Source organism: Mycobacterium sp. 050128 (assembly GCF_036409155.1).
Classification (GTDB): domain Bacteria; phylum Actinomycetota; class Actinomycetes; order Mycobacteriales; family Mycobacteriaceae; genus Mycobacterium.
Genome location: NZ_JAZGLW010000001.1, coordinates 2,518,920 through 2,535,734, shown reverse-complemented (window position 1 = coordinate 2,535,734; position 16,815 = coordinate 2,518,920). Strand labels below are relative to the sequence as shown.

Genomic DNA, 16,815 nt, shown 5'->3' with positions numbered 1-16,815 from the left:
AGGACGAGTAAACCATGAGCTATGTCGCCGCGGCCGGCGAATTCAATCGCGACACCAACTACATCAGCAGCCGCATCACCGCTGACGGCCGCGACGGCTATCCCGTCGAACCAGGCCGCTACCGCCTGATCGTCGCGCGGGCCTGTCCGTGGGCCAACCGCACGATCATTGTGCGACGACTGCTCGGCCTGGAAAAGGTTCTGTCTATTGGCTTTTGCGGACCAACGCACGATACACGCAGCTGGACCTTCGACCTCGACCCAGGTGGCCTCGACCCAGTGCTGAAGATCCATTTCTTACGCGACGCATACAACAAGCGCATACCGGACTATCCGAAGGGAGTCACGGTGCCCGCGATCGTGGACGCGCCGACGGGCGCAGTGGTCACCAACGACTTCGCCCAAATGACCGTGGACTTCTCGACGCAGTGGACCCATTTCCATCGCGAGGGCGCCCCCCAGCTCTATCCCGAGCGACGGCGCGACGAGATCGACGACGTCGCTCAGCGCATCTACACCGAGGTCAACGACGGCGTCTACCAATGCGGGTTCGCGAGCTCACAGGATGCATACGACAGAGCCTACGACCGATTATTCAGCGCACTCGATTGGCTTTCTGAGCGCCTACAGACCCAACGCTATCTCGTAGGCGACACCATCACCGAGGCAGACATCCGGCTGTTTACCACACTGGCCCGATTTGACTCCGTATATCACGGCCACTTCAAATGCAATCGGTCGAAACTCACAGAGATGCCGACGCTGTGGGCCTACGCGCGGGATCTGTTCCAGACACCGGGCTTTGGCGACACCATCGACTTCGTGCAGACCAAGCAGCACTACTACATCGTGCACACGGATATCAATCCGACACAAGTCGTGCCGAAGGGTCCTGACCTGTCAAACTGGCTCACGCCGCACGGCCGGGAAGAGTTAGGCGGTAGGCCGTTTGGAGACGGCACACCACCTGAGTCGACTCCCGAGGGGGAACACATGCCCGACGGGCCCGAAGCCCGATAGTGTCAGACGGTCTCGACACACCAGACAGCACGGCGTACCTGCTCCAGCTCACAGACCTCGTCCTCGCACATACAGTCCTCGCGGCCGCGCATTCGAGCTGTCTGAGTCGCGGTCATAGCGCTTCACTGCCACCACACACTCCTCGGGCGTGGTATGCCAGCCACCGTAAAGCGTTAAATCCCAGAGCCCACCCGCGAATGGGATGCTCTTGATCCGAATGGGATGCTCTTGATGTTGTCGGCGTTCCAGTCCTTGGCTACCTCATCGGCCCTGACCAGTCGGGTGACACCGGGCTCCACCGAGAAGTTGACGATGTCGGCGGGCTTGCGGTCGACAACGGCGCGCGGCTGATCACCCGAGGCGCCGTAGTAGAACGTGGTCACGGCCACTCCCCTGCCCTCCGGCGTGGCGGCGAAGGCGTGGATGGTCTTGCTCCAGCCGGGCTTCGGCGCGGCGTGGGCACCACGCGTAGCGTCGTCTCACCGGTCGGCCGCTTGTCGCCACCGGCGACATCACCTGGCGGCCCCCCGCCGTATCCCGCGAGCAGGGTTGCGGTAACGGCCAATGCGGCTGCGCTGCCCCATGACTTGCTGATGTGCCTCATGAACCGCTCGATGTGGTTTAACGGCAGCGGCCGCCCGCCGCGTCGCGTGCCCGACAGCAGCAAGGTTATTCGGGGTAGGGCAGTGATTCGGCGGCACGTTCGATCTGCAGCAGGCTGCGGCTGGTTGTCATGCGAGTCGATTCCTCACTGCTGAGCGCGCGCACGGTTTCGATCTGCACCTGCACGACCACTCCCTCCTCGGCGGCCAGCCGCGCGGCGGCGGCGAGGGTGTCGGGGTCGCTGACGTTGACCGCCAGAGGGGTTTTGGTGCCTGACGGGGTGAGGTATAGGCTGCCGAGGCTGCGGCGGAAACCGTCGATGGTGCCGATCGCCCATCCGCGTTCGCTGTCGTAGTTGTAGTTTTTCAGTTCGCTGCCAAGCAGCGCGGCTCCGGCCTGGGTGAAGGCGACTTCGGTAGATCCGAGGCCGCGCTGGCGTATCTGTCCGGCGATGTCCCATCCAGCTGTTCTCATTGCGGATGTGGAGCGCAGCAGGCCTCGTCGCGCTTTGATCGGTAGGTCACGCACGTCGCTGCCGACTCCGGCGGCACTGGAGCTAGCGTTGGTGAACAGCCGGGCGATTGTGCGCAGCGCCTCCGAATCGGGGCTTGAGGCGAATTGGCTTGTGCCGCCGAGTGGTACATGCTTCGCATCTCCGTCAAGTGGGGCGTCGGCGCGCAGCACAACCCGCACCGAGCCGGGACCGAGCCCGTGTATGAGAAGGTTTCGATTCAGCGCGTTCAGTTGAAGTCTCTCTCGAACGATCGCTTTGGTGGCGTCGTTGACTCCGGCGACGAAGGTTGCGAGTTTGTCCGCGCGGGTGGCATGGCCCCGCACCCCGGCGCCCTCCAAGTGCAGGTCGAGCTCGACTTGTTCAGGCGCGGTTTCTTCGGCCCAGACGCGTTCTGCGGCCGGATCACCTTGTACCGTGCCCGAATACAGCTGGCCGAGTGCGAAATCCGCGGTGTCGGGGAAATGCTCGTATTCATAGCGGATGGCGGCTCGAAGCAGGTCGTCGTCGCTGAGGCCGGAGAGGTGGCCGAGACCGGTCATTGATCGATCACCTCCACGAAGCCCTTTGTCGCACTGTCGATTATCTCACCATCGGGGCCGATCACCCGTGACCACCACCGGCGTTGCCGCTCAACGGCATATGGGTTGTCGCGGTTCACCACCAGGGCGTCGGTGAGCCCGCCCATGCAATGCAGCTTGTCTGTCTGCACAACCAGGTCACTGTGCCCGAGGGTGCCGGTGACCGAGCCGAGAGTCCACAGCGGCAGTGCGGCATCACCGTGTACCTGCTCCAACGCGTGAGCTGGCACCAGACAGGCGAAATCGCCGTCGCCGGGCGTGTCGTCTTTATAGGTGCAGAAGCCGCCGCTGAGCCAAATCGTGATCTCGTGACGATAGAACAACTGTCTGACAAGGGTGATGTGAATCCGGATCGCATCCAGAATCAAGCCACGCCGCTCGCGCGTGTGATCGGCAGCGTCATCGACGAATCGAGAGCGTACCTCGTCCAACGTCGCCCGATGGATGCCCGGCGGTAGTGTTCCGTGCTCGCCCATGCAGCGCGGAAGCATGTCTACCCCCCGTCGACGTCGATCCGCTCCTTCGTCCTGGTGCGAATGTACGCAGGCCAGGGGTCCCCGGCCGCGGCGGCCTCGTCCAGTTCGGCGTCGGTCATCTCCTCCGGCGGCTTGCCGTGCCAGGACGGAGGCATCGCGCTGGTGTTGCTCAAAATGTCCAGCGTCTCGTCGATGCAGCGCATCGCATCCTGTGCGGCGGCCACGAGTTGGCCCGTCGCGGGCTGAGCAACGTCGACCGCGCTCAACGCGGCCCCAAGCCGTTGCCGCGCATCGACGAGGTTGGTCAGGTCGCTGCGGGTCGCCACCGCGCCGGTGTCGTCGGCGATGAATGCCCGAATCAGCTCGTCGATCGCCTTGCACTGGCGGGTGTTCATGCGCTGGGCCTCAGACGGCGGCTCATACCCCACCGCACCCGGCGCCCTCACCCCAGCCGCCGCGAACGCGGTATTCTCCGACACGTCGGCCAGGTAGGCGATCGCCCGAATCGACGCATCCGAGGGCCGGGTGGCATACGTGCCCTGCCGCAGCCGGTTCAGCGTCGCGTGCGAAATGTCATGCCCGCCGTGTTGCGCCAGCTCGGCTAGCCTGCGCCCGGACGCCCCACCGTAACGTTGCGCGGCGACGTCGATCAAATCGATCAGCGATCTGCTGGTCTTACCCATAGTCAGCCCACCGCCCATTAGCTCGGTCTGTTGACGCGTCTGTATGTTCGCGCGACACCTAGTGTTCTGCCACTTGTAACGTGAGTCAAGCGCAACACACCGCATCGGCGGGCCTGCAATCGAACTACAACCCTGTAACCTGCCTCACGTGTCAGACGCCACTCGCCTTTCGGGTGGTCGCTCGGTGCTTGGAGCGGGGGCGGCTTTGCACGTCGTCACGTTCGGGCCACAGCCGTCGGCCCAGGGCCTGTTCCAGGCGGGCCAGGGAGCCGATGTCGCAGAGCACGGTGCCGGCCAGGATCCGTCCGATGGTGGTGTGGGCCACTCCGCTGGTCGCCGCGAGTGCTCGCTGGCCGGTGGCGGTCTCGGTCATGGCTGCGCGCAATGCACGCGCGAGCTGCTGCGCGGCAGGTGCCGACGGTGGCGCGTCGGGGTCCAGGTCGGCGTCCGGCCAGAACCCCCGCAAGACGTATGCGCTCGGTGGGCGGTCACCATTGCTGCGCGACACAGGCCCACGATATCCCGCCCCACCGTCGCCGCAGGCCGACGTGTCGGACCCCTCTGCTCCAATGGTGCATACACGCACCACTTGGGAAGGGGTCACCATGATGATCCAGCTGTCATCAACGGCGGCGCCGCATGCTGAGGCCCGGGGTGCAGCTGCTGCTGCCGCTGCAGTGGGGGCCGGCCATGGCTGACGGGAGCCTGGCCGCGGCGGTGCAGGCGGTGACCGGTGCGTGGATCGCCGATGGGGTGCTGGCCGCGCAGACGCTGGACAAGTTCGGTCTGCTGATCCGCCGATTCAGCCGATTCGCCGCAGTGCACGACGTCACCACCCTCGCCGCAGTCGATCACGCGCTGGTCGCGAAATTCGTTGCGGCCAAAGGCCGTACCCGCCACGGTGTCGTATCGGACGCGGCGGTGGCGACCATGCACAACCGCCGTGCGGCGCTGCGCGCGTTCTTTCGCACCGCGCGCCGGCTGCGGCTGACGCTGGACGACCCGACTATCGACATCGCCGTCCCCGCCCGACAGTCGTCCTGCCAGCGCCCACTGTCCGAGGATGAGGCCGCGCTGGTGCGGTTGTTTTCCGAACGCACCGCCCCGACTCGGCACGCCGCGACCGCGGCGTTGCTACTCGCCGGCGCGCACACCTCCGAGCTGGGACACATCACCGCCGCCGATCTGGATCCACAGGCCGCAACCGTGTGGATGCACGGCTCGAGCAAGTATCGCCCCCGCACACTGACGCTGGACCGCTGGTCGATGCGAGTGCTTTCCGAGCGCGCCGCCCACCTCACCCGCCCGCTACCCAGCCCCAAACCCTCGCCGGTGTTGTGCACCGGCGCCGGCGGAAGCGACGCACATAAGCAGGCCCGGGTGTGCGTGACCGTGCGCGAAATCCTCTCCCGCGCCGAGCTATCCGACGACTCCGGGGTGCGGCCGGCATCGCTGACCGCCTTCGCGGCGCGCCGCGAGTTCGACCGCACCGGCCGCATCGAAGACGCCGCGCGTCTCATCGGCTCACCCTCGCTGGACACCACCGCCGCCCTCATCGGCTACCACTGGCATGACCGGGCGGGCCCGTTATGAACCCCAAAGACCGGTCCCGTAAAAAGGCCGGCGCCTACGGCGCCGAACGCATCAAGCAACGCGAGCTGCGCCGGGTCGAAACGCCAATGGATCTCACGCTGCTGGAGATCGACACCATCGAGGCGATCGCCTCCCACGAGGTCATCTATCAACTCGCCGCGGTCCTGCCCGTCCACGAGCCGGGAACCCCGGGCCGGCGTCCGCACTACCCCCCATGGGTGCACGTGCTGCACAAGGCCCTAGCCGGGGTGCTGGGCTCGCACAGCAAGGCCGCCCGCGCGATGGCCCACCCCACCTACTGGCGCACCATCCGCCACCGGGCCGCCAAACATCAGCCACCAAGGGCGCCGCGGCGCCCACCACAGCGCTGGCACCACAACTACGCCCAACGGCTACTCGACGAGTACACCGACAAGCTGCTTGACACGTTTCGCCTGCTCGCGCGGCGGCTCGCGCGCGAACTCGGTTGTCTCGACCCAGACGCTGGGGTGTCCCACACCAGCCCGGCGCGCGGGCAGTACGTCGTCGGCGATGGCACCGTTGTCGCCGCACCAGTGCGCAAGGCCACCGCCGACCACTGGGCCGAACAAGGCGGACGCCACGTGCACGCCGGCATCGAAGCCCAAAACGGCGACAGCGACACCGAATTCCGCTACGGCACCAAGTTCGCCATGCTCAGTACCCGCCCCGACACCATCCGCAACAACAGGGTCATCCTCGACGTCGACGCCGTGCCAGCGGGCAAGGGCTACGGCGGTGAAGCTCGTGTCGCTCTCGACATGATCGACCGCGTCGTCGCCGACGCCGACGTACGGTGTGACGGCGTCTGCTACGACGGAGCGTTCCGCGGCAAGCACATCGACCGCGCCATGAAGCTCGGGTTGACCGTGCTCTCACCGATGCACGACAGCACCCGCGTACCCACCGCATTCGCCCGACTCGAGTGCTCGTGCGGCGACGTTCATGACCTGTGGACCGAAGATGGACGGATCTGCGAACGCCAGATCCTCGACGCCGGCGACAGACACATGCAGCCCTGCCCGGTGGCCAAGATCTACCCGCGCGGCAACGCCGACGACAGCCACCGCTGGTACATCGAGTTCGCCACCCCATCCTGCGGCACGGTGCATCGTACGCGTATCGACACCACCGACGCCGACCGCAGCTGCGGCTACAACCGCGCCGAGCACCTACGCCAGCACGTCAAGACCGACGACCGCGGCAGCGTCTACGACCGTTGCTATGGCTGGCGCGAAGACAGCGAAAGCCTCAACAACACCCTCGACCGCACCCTCTATGGCGGGCGGATGATCGCTTTTGCTGCGGTTCGCCAGTTGACCGTGATGCTCGGATTCGCTTTGGGCCGAAACGCAATAGCGGCTTACCTGCACCGCCGACGACACCCCGAAGAGCGAACCGCCTAACGCCGCCACCACGACAGCGAGGCTCACTCAGGCCGGCCACGGACGCCAGCGCGTCGCGTGGCTATCGTCGCGCCCGCTACACTCACACCCGCTACTCCCCGACGACCAGCTAATTCGCCGGGAACAACACCAGGACGCCACGAACACCGCCGAAAACCACCCCGCGCTCCCACCGGCTAGGTTTTAGTCAGGTATCCAAAGACGTCCCCCGCCCTCGTAGCTCAGGGGATAGAGCACGGCTCTCCTAAAGCCGGTGTCGCAGGTTCGAATCCTGCCGGGGGCACCAAAGTACTCATATTCAAACCTGCGTCACTGGACGCGCGCGAAACCGCGGCTTGTCAGTGTCATTGTGATGATTCTCTTTACAAAGGAGGATCCGGGATGTCGACCACGATCACGGCGGCCGTCGTTGGTGCGGTCGCTGTGTCAACCCTCGTAACCGGCGTTCAGCTTCTGACTTCGACGGAGCATCGCCATAACTACGTCCTGACGCTGCGTGCGGTGCGTTGGTGGATGGTGCCGGCCGGGTTTCGCAAATGTGTTGGTTGTGCTGCTGACCATTTTCGGCCTTACCAGTCTGGCGCCCTGGTCGTGGATCGGGTGGTGGAAGCTTGTCGGAGGAACGACGTCGAACGTGTGGCTGGGCCAGACCGGTCAAACCGGGCTGTGGTGGCAAATCGCAGCGTTCGCAATTCCGCTCTGCCTACTGTTCGTGGTTCCGATGCTTGCGCATGCTGAGGAAGCGACCTTTCGGCTGGGAAGCGAAAAGCGGAGCATTCCCGCCAGGCTCCGCCGCCAATTACTCTTCGGCTTCATGCATTGCGCGCTAGCTGGCGTACCACTGGCAGCGGGGCCCGCTCTCATGCTCAGCGGGTTCTATTTTGAGCGGGTCTACCTGAAAGCGTTGCAGCGGCTAAAACCGGAAATCGAAGCAGCGAAGCACATTCCGGAATTTGTCCGAACCCCCTACCCCGAGTATCCATCCGGACCAGGTTACGACGCCGCCGCCTGGGACAAACGCAGGCGGGAAGCCGAAGCGGTCGCGGAATCGAACCATCATCGACTCGATGAATGGCTCCAGGAACGCCCCGGGCGCGCCCAGGAGGCGGCCCGACGTGTCGAAGAACTGAAGGAACGGGCCCTCGTCAAAGCGGCAGCAGCACACGCTGTGTCCAACACGGTGGTGATTGCAGCGCTGCTGGCATTCCTGGTGGTTGGGCAACTTTGGCCTTGACAGTCGGCATTCACTGGCGCAATTCAGCGACGTCGACGCGGAGCAGAACGGACTGTCAAGCTGCGGGACCGGCGGAGCATCAGCGCCAAGCGGAGCCTGTTCGGCCGTGCTAGCGGGGTCACCAGAGAGTATCTGGGCAAAGGACTGCTGCGGCTTCGGCGATAGATTGCCCACCTGCCACCACACCGCCGGGGGCACGGCCGCCACCTCAGCGGAAGCGGACGTGCACCGTCGCCAGACCGAAGATCTTGCGGCCACCCGACTTCGCGCCGACGATGACGAGGCCGCTGCGGGTTTCCGGATCCAACGACTTGATCCGGCCGCTGTACTCGATGTCCGCACCCTCGGCGGCCGACACGACCACGGGTTGGGACAGCCGCGCCCCGTACCGGGTCACCGCGCCGGGATCGCCAGTCCATGTGGAGGCAAACGCGGCACCCAAACCTATCGTGAGCATTCCGTGGGCAATCACGTCGGGCTGTCCCGCCATTTTGGCGAGGTTCTCGTCCCAGTGCAGCGGGTTGGCGTCGCAGGCCACCCCGGCGTAGTTGACCAGGTCGCCGCGGGACAGTCGGGCGTGGTGCACCGGTAACTCGTCGCCGACTTTCACGTCATCGAAGGACGGCGTCCCCGGGGTGCGGGCGGTGCCTCCCTCGGAGATCCGAACGTCGTCCGCCGGGCGCACCGTCTTCTGGTAGCCCGCATCGGAGTATTCGATTCCGGCGAGGTTGACGTCGTGCATCATCACTTGCTGCGCGGTCCCCCTGATCGCCGGATCGACATCCTCGGCGGTGACGCCGACGACGGTGGTGTGCAGGGTGTGCACCCGCTCGCCGGCGGTGTCGGTGAAGGTGTTGGTCACGGTGATCAGGTCTCGGCCGGCGAACCTGCGCACCGATGACAATTCAACGTCAATGTGCAGTTCGTCGCCGGCCACGATCGGCCGATGCTGCTCGAAGACCTCTTCGGTCTGCAGGTACATCTCGTAACCAATGACCACCGATTCGAAGAGGCGCCGGTTTGCCGCCATGGCCGGGGCCGACGTGAACGTCAGCGGCGCCACCACGTCCGGATATCCCAACTCCGCGGCAGCGGCCACATCCCAGTGCGCAGGGTGATAGTCCTGCACGGCACGCGCGAATTCGCGCAGCTTCTCGCGGCCGACCTGGTAGACGTCTTCCATCGCGTAGTAATGGCCGACCCGCGATTCGAGCGTCGACGAGTCTGCTGCCGTCATCAGTTTTCCCCACCTGTTCTATTCGGTTGTCCCCTGAGGCCAACCAAAGAACACTAGCGTGCGGACACCATGGCAACACCCACCGATACTCCTCGCCGATAAATCTGCACCGGACATCCCGAAATCGCATCGCCAAATAGACTGGACGCCTTGGCCATCCGTCAACTCTCCGATTGCGTCAAACTAAATCTCTTCTAGCACCGGGATATTCATTACGGGTCGGCGGCGGCGATCACGCCCCGGTGACCGCCGCGTGCCGCTGCGCCCAATCCGGTCGACGGCCGAGATGGCGCAGAATGCGGTCGAAATCGTCGCCGCCGGACGCCTCCAGAGCGGGCCCGAACGGCGCACCCTGGCCGCTGCGGAATTCGCCGTCAGGCACGGCCAGCACAAGGGGCAGCGCGGCGGCAATGACGTCGGCGGGTAGCTCGTAGCGCAGGCCCAGCGATGCGGCGACATCCCAGCCGTGGACGACGTAGTCCACGAAATGAAAGCCCATCGCCATCGCGCCGGGTACCGCAGCGCCCTCGCCGAACTCGGGCAGCCTGAAAACCGCCTCGGGCCTGCCATCTGCGGCGAAGGCGTCGATCACGTCGAGGGCGGCGTCGGCATAGACGCGCGCGTGATCGGCCCTCACCGCCTCGACGACGGCATCCGCATTCCAGTTCTCGAGATCCGCACCGGCGCCTCGTGCCGCCGCGGCGAATCCGCGATGTTGGACGGTCATATGGGCGAGAAGGTCCAGCAGCGTCCAATCTCCACAGGGCGTCGGCTTGGCGAAGTCGGCACCAGCGACGGCGTTGACGACGTCGATTGAGTGCAACACCGCGATGCGATGCAGCGGCCGGATGTCAGATGAATTAGTAAGCATGGGTATATGATATGCATGCGCTTACAATAGCGCAATGCCTATCATGGCGCGGTGGCTGCGAAATCGCCGGACCGGCGCCCTGACCTGGCCGCGATGCTGGCGCCGCTGCTGCGCGAGCTGGTCGCGGCAGAGGAGCTGGTCCTTGCGGCGCACGGCGTGACGATGTGGGGCTACGGCGTCTTACTGGCGCTAGATCGGTCGTCGATGCGTACCCAAGCCGCGCTGGCCGCGGCGATCGGCGCCGATAAGACCCGGATTATTCGCACCCTCGATGACCTGCAGGACGACGGCTACATCGAACGACGGCCCGACCCGGACGATCGCAGAGTGCGGTTGCTCGCCATCACCGAAGCCGGTCGGCGCGTCAAAGACGCCGTGCAGAGCGAAATCCAGCGCGGCGAAGAGCGCTGGCTCGGCGAACTCAGCGCCGACGAGCGAAGGATCTTCCTGCGGTCCCTCGAGCGGCTGACTCCCCGCAATTGGGGATGACGCGGGGACGCGAAATATTTGCCCACCGGAAAGCGCAGGCGAGTAGGGGTTTCACACCCCAGCGAAGCGCTCATATGCGTTGTGCCGCAACGGAATTGCGATCGTGGTGCGAGTCTGCACTCGCACCACGCGAAGGATTGGTCTTCACTGATGCACGGCGCGCATCAATTCCGGGCAGTGACGGACCCGATTGCCTCCGGCGCGCTTGGCCTCGTACATCGCGGCGTCGGCGCTGCCGATCAAATCATCGATCACTTGCATGTCGGCAATCACCGGAAGCTCAGCAAGTGCGATCGCGGAAGTCCCGATGCTGGCGGTGATCGAGAACGGAAGGTCGGCGACCGCTTGGCGGAGCCGTTCGGTCATGGTGGCGTGCTGCGGTGTGGTGGCGGTGTCGACAACGACGAATTCCTCGCCGCCGACCCGAGCAATCACCGCTGCGGGCCGGCAGTTTTGTTCGAGCGCCGAGCCGACCGCGACCAACGCCTGGTCGCCGACCGCATGCCCCTGGGTGTCGTTGATCTGCTTGAAGTTGTCCAAGTCGATGACCACCGTCACCAGATAGCTGCCCGGCGTCCGGCCGTGCAATGCCATCAGCTCCGACACCGCGTTGTAGAACGAACGCCGGTTGTGCAGGCCGGTGAGTGAATCGCGGTCGGTGCTGCGCAGGTCGTTGCGCAGGGTATGCATCAGCGACAGAATGCCAAAGGGCACACCGAGATTGAGCACCGCGACGGAAATCAGTCCGGCGCTGATCAGGGCTACGTCGCCGTCGGCGGTGATAAATCGATGCGCCAAGATCGCCGCGCAAATCACGGCCACGACGAAGTTGGTGAGCACCAGACGAAGCGAGTGGAAGTACGCGATGAAGCCACCGAGAATGGCGAAAACCGTGCATCCCATCAGCCCGGTATAAGGATTGGACAAGCACAGAGATGCGACGGCAATGGCCGCCATTGCCGAAAACGCGAACAGGATCGATTGACGTCGGGTAGGCCAATGGAACAACCACAGGGTCGCGCCGACCACCCCCAGCACCGATATCGTGACCGAAATCGCCCGCAAAATCGGCTGGGTGGGTCCGGTGGGGCTCCACAGCATGATCATCGGCAGCGCGCTCTGCGCGGCGATAACGAGGAAATTTGATCTTTGCCAGACCTTCTGCAGATCGCGGTTTTTCAAATAGGCGCTGAGCAGGTCATAGTGATCAGATTGCTGCATTACCGACCTGCTCATCCGAATCGGGTGATGCAACATCGCGCGCCGGAATTGCCACGTGAAGAATTAAATACCTAAGACATTGTTGCCGCATTTCGGAAAACCGCATTCATCACTCAAGTGGCGCCACCTAGCGGAGTAGCCGGTAGGTGCGCTAGCAAGTAAACCGGGGACCGCGTCGCGGTCTACCCTACGAGGAGGTACGAGGCTTACCACCCGTTGGGGTAGCAAGTATGGGGAAAAGGGGTAGTGACGCGATGAAACGCGGTGGTCGGAGTTAGCGTTGAATTCATGACCGTTGGACGTTCGCGCAGGTAGCCCCGTGACAACACCTGGCCCAATAATGACCGAAGCCCTCGATGAGGCGGTCACGGGTACGGGACTGCTGTCGGCATATCAGCAGGTCGTGACGCTGCCGAGCGAAACAGTCGTGGGCTACGAAGCGTTGGCGCGCTGGCCAGAGCTGAACAATCCATCGCCCATCGATGTGTTCGCCCGCGCCGAACAGACCGGCCGTTTGAATACGTTGGACGACGCCTGCATTCGTGCCGCTGCCCGAGGCGCGTTGCAGGGCACGTCGACTCCCGGAATGCTGCTGCTGATCAATTGCGAACCCGCAACGACGCACGTCGACCTGGCGCAAGATGACGACATTATGCACGCCGCCGCGCGCTTCCGCCTCACGTTCGAGGTCACCGAGCGCGGATTGTTGACCAATCCGCGTGCACTGCTGCGCAAGGTCGCGGCGCTGCGTTCGCTGGGATTTGCGATCGCGCTCGACGACATCGGCTCACACCCCGATTCGCTGGTGTTGCTCGACGTGCTGACGCCCGAAATCTTGAAGCTCGACATGGGCTTGATACATCACCAGCCGGATCGAATGCAGGCGCGCACCGTCGCGGCCATCACCGCGCACCACGAGCGGACCGGTGCCGTGATCTGCGCGGAAGGTATCGAAACCGAGGACCATCTGGAACAGGCATTGGCGTATGGCGCCACGCTCGGTCAGGGTATGCGGTTCGGCGGCCCTGCAGAGCTTCCGAGCACGCCACGGGCGTTCTCGTGGCCGGCACGAAAGATGCAGCCAGCACCGACGAAGGTCGACCCGGCGAAACTTGGCCTGGCAGAATCCATTCCGACGACGCGGATCGTCCGCAAGGACACCGTCACCGAACTCGCCCGACACCTCGGCCGAATAGCCGTCACCGCCGAAACCGCGCCGATGATTCTCTTCACGCTGAAAGACACCCGCGACATTCATCAGATGTCACAACAAAACCTCTCGAAACTCGCCGAAAGATCGCCGCTGGTGGCGGTTTTCGGCCAGCATCTGCCCGAAGAGCTGGGACCGCGAGTCCGGCAGGTGCGGCTCGACCCGGACGATCCGTTGACGCAAGAGTCCGCCGTCTTGGTGCTCGGGCCCGACACTGCTGCGGCGCTGATCGCACGCGAACGCGCCTTCGCCGGATGCGGGCCGGACTCAGATGAAGATCGCCGTTACGAGATGTCGATCACCTTCGACCGGGCCCGCGTCACGGCGGCAGCGCGAAGCCTGCTCGACCGGCTCGAGTGATCCGATCAGGGCAGGATTTGGCGTCGACGCGCCTCCGCGATTGATTCGCCGCGTCGCGCGACACCGAGCTTGACGTAGAGGCCCTTGAGGTACCACTTGACGGTGTTGATCGTGACGCCGAGATTGCGGGCGATCTGCTTGTTTGTCATGCCGCGTTCCAGCAGGCGCAGGATTTCCACTTCACGGCCGCTGAGCCCTTCCTCGGGCAAGGAGTTGCGTTCCCCGGGAAGGCCGATCATCCGAATCGCCGCCTTGTGGGCGTCGGAGTGGGCGGTGGTCAGCAGCAATGACAGGTATTCGGCCGGCACCTCCGGCAGTTCGGCGTCCCGCCGACCGGTCCGGTTGGCTTCCCGAAGGCCGACAATGACATTCAGCAACTCGGGCCCGGCGTCAACGACCGTACGAAGTAGACCCGCGTCCGCACCGGCAATCAGGGCGGGCACCAGCTCCTCGGTAGCGGCGCACGCATCGCCCGCCAGAGCCAGTGCCCTGGAAAGGGCCACGGTGCTGGCAACTTCGGCGTAGCGCGCGCCCGCGTCACGGTTGTCCTGCCGGATCGTAGACAGCAGATCGATCGCGGCGTCGTGATTGCCGTGTGCGCTGAGAATCTGCGCCCGCATCACCAGCCGGTAGTGCCGCACGGCCATGGCGATGCTGTTCGCACCCGACGGCAATTCGGTGTCCTGGCGGTCGAGGACGTCCTGCGCCCGGTCGATGTCGCCCGCTGCCACATGCAGGCTCAGGCGCGCGCAGTCGAGGGCGGCAGATAATCTTGGCAGCGAGAGTAGTTGTGCCGCTTGATATCCCTCGTCGAGTAAGGAATAAGCGTCGTCGATGTCGCCACGCAGCACCTTGATGCGCGCCAGGGTGCTATAAGTCGCGATCATGAAGTCGGGGACGCCGCTTTCCGCCCCGAGCTCGTGACATTCCTCCAAAAGCGTTTCGGCCGCGTCGATTTCGCCGCGCTCGTAACACAGCCGACCTACCAATGCGCCCGCCAGCCGCGCCGCGTGGGAATGCTCGCCGGCCATGCTCCGCGCCAGATCACGAGCCTCGACGTAGCACTGTTCGGCGGTGTCCAGATCGAGCTGGGCGAACGCTGCCAGCCCGGCGAAGCATCGTCCGTACACGCCGGCAAAGGGGCCGCTGGCCATTTCGTGAAATGGGTTGGCCCACCGTTGGCGCGAGAGCGCCCTGTCGTAGGCGAAGGTATGGATGTCGACGAAAGTGCAGATGTTCGACGAGACCGCCACCAAGAACGGCCGGCAGGTCGGCTTGTCCACGATGCAGGGCGCAACCAGAGCCGCGGCGCGGTCGATGCGGTCGCGGTAGACGTCGGTACACGCCTGCACGACGTCGGCCTCGCCGAGGATCTCGGCGGCCGCCGCATCGGTTGCCCCATCCAGGGCGGCGCGGACGTGATCCAGTGCGATCTGCGCGTCCTCGGCCCGCTGCAGCAGACAATTCGCCCACGCGACCGCGATCTGCAGTGTCGGCCTGGTCGACACCAGGTCCTTCGGCAGCCTGTTCACCAGCCCGAGCAGGCTGGCCATCCGGCTGTGCTCGACGAGGTACATGGCCTGCTGTTCCACCAGATCGACGGCCTCGGTCTGGTCGCCCGCGGCCAGCGTGTGCGTGACCGCCTCACTGAGCAGTCCCTGCTCGGAGAACCAGGCCGACCCGGTCCGGTGCAGGTCCACGATCCGGTCGGCATGATCGCGCTGCAGACGCTGGCGCAGGTATCCGCCGAAGAGGTGGTGGTAGCGAAACCACTCGCGGTTGTCGTCGAGTGGCATCAGGAACATGTCGCGGCGTTCGAGCTCTTCGAGGATGGCCTGTCCGCGAGGCTGGCCGCTGACGGCCGCCGCGAGGCCGCCGCACAGTCGATCGCAGATCGAGGTGGTCAGCAGAAAGTCGAGCAGTTCGCTGGGCAGAGCGTCCAGCACATTCTCGGCCAGATAGTCGCCGATCGAGTGGTGGCGGCCGGAGAAGCCGCTGATCAGCGCCGAGGCATCCTTGGTGTTGCGCAGCGACAGGGTGGCCAGTTGCAGTGCGGCGATCCAGCCGTCGGTGCTGGACCACAGCCGCAGCACGTCGTCGCCGTCGAGCTCCAGCTCGTTGAGTTCGAGCAGGAATGCCGCGGATTCGCGTTGGTCGAAACGCAAATGCGTCGCGTCGATTTCGCTCACCTGGTCGCGCACCTTGAGCTTGCCGATCGCCGGGGTGCGGGTTCGGCTGGTCACGATCAGGTGCAGGTTGTCCGGGCCGACGTCGAGCAGGAATTCCAGCGCCGCGATCGTCTCGGGGTTGTCGATCAGATGCCAGTCGTCGAGCACAATCGCCACGGGCAGACGGTATTCCGCGACCTGGTTGACCAGCTCGGCCAGCACGTAACGCTGCGCGTCGCGCGACTGCTGTTCGAGGAGATCGGCCAGTTCGGCGCCGACCGTGGGCTCGACGCGACGCGCCGCCTCGATGAGGCAGCGCAGGAAGGAAAAGACGTCGTTGTCGTCGCGGTCGAGACTGATCCATGCCGTCGGAACGCCTTCGACACGCAATTCGCGCTGCCATTGCATCGCCAGGGTGGTCTTGCCGAATCCGGCCGGTGCGTGGATCAAGGCCAAGCGCTTGCTGCGGTTGGCGCGCAGCAGGTCGATCAGGCGGTCGCGGGCGACGAGCTTGCCGAAGTAGGTGGGCGGTTGGATCCTGGTGGCGACGATCCGTGCGGAGCGCGTGTTGGTCTGCATCGAATACGCCTCCCCTCGAGGGCCTGCCCACAATGCAGCGCGGCAGCTTATCCGATCCCCCACCACATACTTATCCCAACTGCCCTCCCTTTGCCAGACCTGGGACTTTCGGATCGGGTGATACCGCGGTCGCGCGCGGACAGCCGCAGGCTCCTACCACGGTCGCAGATCAAGATCGAACCTGAGCACGATGCGTGTGAATGGCCGAAATTCGTAGCGTCGACACATGACACAACACGAAGAGCGATCCGATGGCTGACGTCGGCGCTGTGTGGAGGCGTCCGGCATCCGTCGAACGCGCATTGGTGACCGGCTGGTTTGCCGGGGTGGTTCTCCCTGCGAATTCAGCCCAGGTTGGCGTCGGGTCTTTCCCGTTGCCGCGCAACAGTATTGGCCGCCTACTCGCGGACTTGGCGGTAGGAGCCCGCGAGGCTGTCCGCAGTGCATTTCGGACCCGGGCGCCGCGCATGCAACCCCAGCAGCGCTACCACCACCCGCGCCGCGAAGCTTTCATCGAGGACGCGGCGATGTCTCGCGAGATGTACCGACTGTGACA

General features: G+C 64.8%; 15 protein-coding genes, 1 tRNA gene and 1 pseudogene. 7 read left to right on the top strand and 10 right to left on the bottom strand.

Annotated features, from left to right (window positions below; translation table 11 throughout):
- The first annotated feature begins 14 nt into the window (after positions 1–14).
- The gene (locus SKC41_RS12290; RefSeq protein WP_023363479.1) at positions 15–1,019 is read left to right on the top strand and encodes a glutathione S-transferase family protein; all 1,005 of its coding nucleotides are present in this window, start codon (positions 15–17) and stop codon (positions 1,017–1,019) included.
- A 48-nt stretch (positions 1,020–1,067) separates the two neighbouring features.
- Here the strand turns inward: SKC41_RS12290 and SKC41_RS31870 are convergent, their stop codons facing one another.
- The 6 genes and pseudogenes from SKC41_RS31870 to SKC41_RS12265 all read right to left on the bottom strand — a co-directional run bounded on the left by SKC41_RS31870 (position 1,068) and on the right by SKC41_RS12265 (position 4,381).
- Positions 1,068–1,223 (bottom strand): deazapurine DNA modification protein DpdA family protein, encoded by a 156-nt coding sequence (locus tag SKC41_RS31870; protein ID WP_418887908.1) that lies wholly within the window; start codon positions 1,221–1,223, stop codon positions 1,068–1,070.
- A pseudogene (locus tag SKC41_RS12285) lies at positions 1,220–1,623 on the bottom strand (sulfate ABC transporter substrate-binding protein); the annotation flags it as partial. The pseudogene SKC41_RS12285 and the gene SKC41_RS31870, both read right to left, overlap by 4 nt.
- Positions 1,624–1,688: 65 nt before the next feature.
- The gene (locus SKC41_RS12280) at positions 1,689–2,675 is read right to left on the bottom strand and encodes a hypothetical protein (RefSeq protein ID WP_023363483.1); all 987 of its coding nucleotides are present in this window, start codon (positions 2,673–2,675) and stop codon (positions 1,689–1,691) included.
- A complete protein-coding gene (locus SKC41_RS12275; protein ID WP_023363485.1) occupies positions 2,672–3,190 on the bottom strand; it encodes a DUF6932 family protein in 519 nt (172 codons plus the stop codon). Before SKC41_RS12275 ends, SKC41_RS12280 begins: the two co-directional genes overlap by 4 nt.
- Positions 3,191–3,207: 17 nt before the next feature.
- Complete coding sequence (locus SKC41_RS12270; RefSeq protein WP_023363487.1) at positions 3,208–3,873, bottom strand: hypothetical protein; 666 nt, start codon at positions 3,871–3,873, stop codon at positions 3,208–3,210.
- A gap of 151 nt (positions 3,874–4,024) precedes the next feature.
- Entirely contained in the window at positions 4,025–4,381 is a 357-nt protein-coding gene (locus SKC41_RS12265; RefSeq protein WP_023363488.1) for a helix-turn-helix domain-containing protein, read from the bottom strand.
- 131 nt (positions 4,382–4,512) lie between these two features.
- On the opposite strand from SKC41_RS12265, the gene SKC41_RS12260 reads away from it, so the two are divergent.
- From SKC41_RS12260 to SKC41_RS12245, 4 genes are all read left to right on the top strand, one after another.
- Positions 4,513–5,466 (top strand): site-specific integrase, encoded by a 954-nt coding sequence (locus SKC41_RS12260; protein ID WP_225332378.1) that lies wholly within the window; start codon positions 4,513–4,515, stop codon positions 5,464–5,466.
- Entirely contained in the window at positions 5,463–6,890 is a 1,428-nt protein-coding gene (locus SKC41_RS12255; protein ID WP_023363492.1) for a hypothetical protein, read from the top strand. The genes SKC41_RS12260 and SKC41_RS12255 overlap by 4 nt, the downstream gene beginning before the upstream one ends.
- 210 nt (positions 6,891–7,100) lie before the next feature.
- Positions 7,101–7,176, top strand: a tRNA-Arg gene (locus tag SKC41_RS12250).
- 261 nt (positions 7,177–7,437) lie between these two features.
- Positions 7,438–8,124: a hypothetical protein gene (locus SKC41_RS12245; protein WP_330977871.1), complete on the top strand. Its 687-nt coding sequence runs from the start codon at positions 7,438–7,440 to the stop codon at positions 8,122–8,124.
- A 208-nt stretch (positions 8,125–8,332) separates the two neighbouring features.
- On the opposite strand, the gene SKC41_RS12240 is transcribed toward SKC41_RS12245, so the two are convergent.
- Positions 8,333–9,361: a fused (3R)-hydroxyacyl-ACP dehydratase subunits HadA/HadB gene (locus SKC41_RS12240; protein WP_330977870.1), complete on the bottom strand. Its 1,029-nt coding sequence runs from the start codon at positions 9,359–9,361 to the stop codon at positions 8,333–8,335.
- 232 nt (positions 9,362–9,593) lie between these two features.
- A complete protein-coding gene (locus SKC41_RS12235) occupies positions 9,594–10,232 on the bottom strand; it encodes a TIGR03086 family metal-binding protein (RefSeq protein WP_330977869.1) in 639 nt (212 codons plus the stop codon).
- Positions 10,233–10,325: 93 nt separating this feature from the next.
- Between SKC41_RS12235 and SKC41_RS12230 the strand changes: the two genes are divergently transcribed.
- Complete coding sequence (locus SKC41_RS12230; RefSeq protein ID WP_330978857.1) at positions 10,326–10,721, top strand: MarR family winged helix-turn-helix transcriptional regulator; 396 nt, start codon at positions 10,326–10,328, stop codon at positions 10,719–10,721.
- A gap of 144 nt (positions 10,722–10,865) precedes the next feature.
- On the opposite strand, the gene SKC41_RS12225 is transcribed toward SKC41_RS12230, so the two are convergent.
- A complete protein-coding gene (locus tag SKC41_RS12225) occupies positions 10,866–11,942 on the bottom strand; it encodes a GGDEF domain-containing protein (RefSeq protein ID WP_330977868.1) in 1,077 nt (358 codons plus the stop codon).
- Between the two features lie 340 nt (positions 11,943–12,282).
- On the opposite strand from SKC41_RS12225, the gene SKC41_RS12220 reads away from it, so the two are divergent.
- Positions 12,283–13,512: a sensor domain-containing phosphodiesterase gene (locus SKC41_RS12220; RefSeq protein ID WP_330977867.1), complete on the top strand. Its 1,230-nt coding sequence runs from the start codon at positions 12,283–12,285 to the stop codon at positions 13,510–13,512.
- Between the two features lie 5 nt (positions 13,513–13,517).
- Here SKC41_RS12220 and SKC41_RS12215 read toward each other — a convergent pair whose 3' ends face one another.
- The gene (locus SKC41_RS12215) at positions 13,518–16,259 is read right to left on the bottom strand and encodes a LuxR C-terminal-related transcriptional regulator (protein ID WP_330977866.1); all 2,742 of its coding nucleotides are present in this window, start codon (positions 16,257–16,259) and stop codon (positions 13,518–13,520) included.
- Between the last annotated feature and the right edge of the window lie 556 nt (positions 16,260–16,815).

Coding starts and splice junctions, on each gene's coding strand:
- SKC41_RS12290 (WP_023363479.1), top strand. CDS start 15: ATGAGCTATGTCGCCGCGGCCGGCGAATTCAATCGCGACACCAACTAC.
- SKC41_RS12280 (WP_023363483.1), bottom strand. CDS start 2,675: ATGACCGGTCTCGGCCACCTCTCCGGCCTCAGCGACGACGACCTGCTT.
- SKC41_RS12275 (WP_023363485.1), bottom strand. CDS start 3,190: ATGGGCGAGCACGGAACACTACCGCCGGGCATCCATCGGGCGACGTTG.
- SKC41_RS12270 (WP_023363487.1), bottom strand. CDS start 3,873: ATGGGTAAGACCAGCAGATCGCTGATCGATTTGATCGACGTCGCCGCG.
- SKC41_RS12260 (WP_225332378.1), top strand. CDS start 4,513: ATGCTGAGGCCCGGGGTGCAGCTGCTGCTGCCGCTGCAGTGGGGGCCG.
- SKC41_RS12255 (WP_023363492.1), top strand. CDS start 5,463: ATGAACCCCAAAGACCGGTCCCGTAAAAAGGCCGGCGCCTACGGCGCC.
- SKC41_RS12240 (WP_330977870.1), bottom strand. CDS start 9,361: ATGACGGCAGCAGACTCGTCGACGCTCGAATCGCGGGTCGGCCATTAC.
- SKC41_RS12235 (WP_330977869.1), bottom strand. CDS start 10,232: ATGCTTACTAATTCATCTGACATCCGGCCGCTGCATCGCATCGCGGTG.
- SKC41_RS12230 (WP_330978857.1), top strand. CDS start 10,326: ATGCTGGCGCCGCTGCTGCGCGAGCTGGTCGCGGCAGAGGAGCTGGTC.
- SKC41_RS12225 (WP_330977868.1), bottom strand. CDS start 11,942: ATGCAGCAATCTGATCACTATGACCTGCTCAGCGCCTATTTGAAAAAC.
- SKC41_RS12220 (WP_330977867.1), top strand. CDS start 12,283: ATGACCGAAGCCCTCGATGAGGCGGTCACGGGTACGGGACTGCTGTCG.
- SKC41_RS12215 (WP_330977866.1), bottom strand. CDS start 16,259: ATGCAGACCAACACGCGCTCCGCACGGATCGTCGCCACCAGGATCCAA.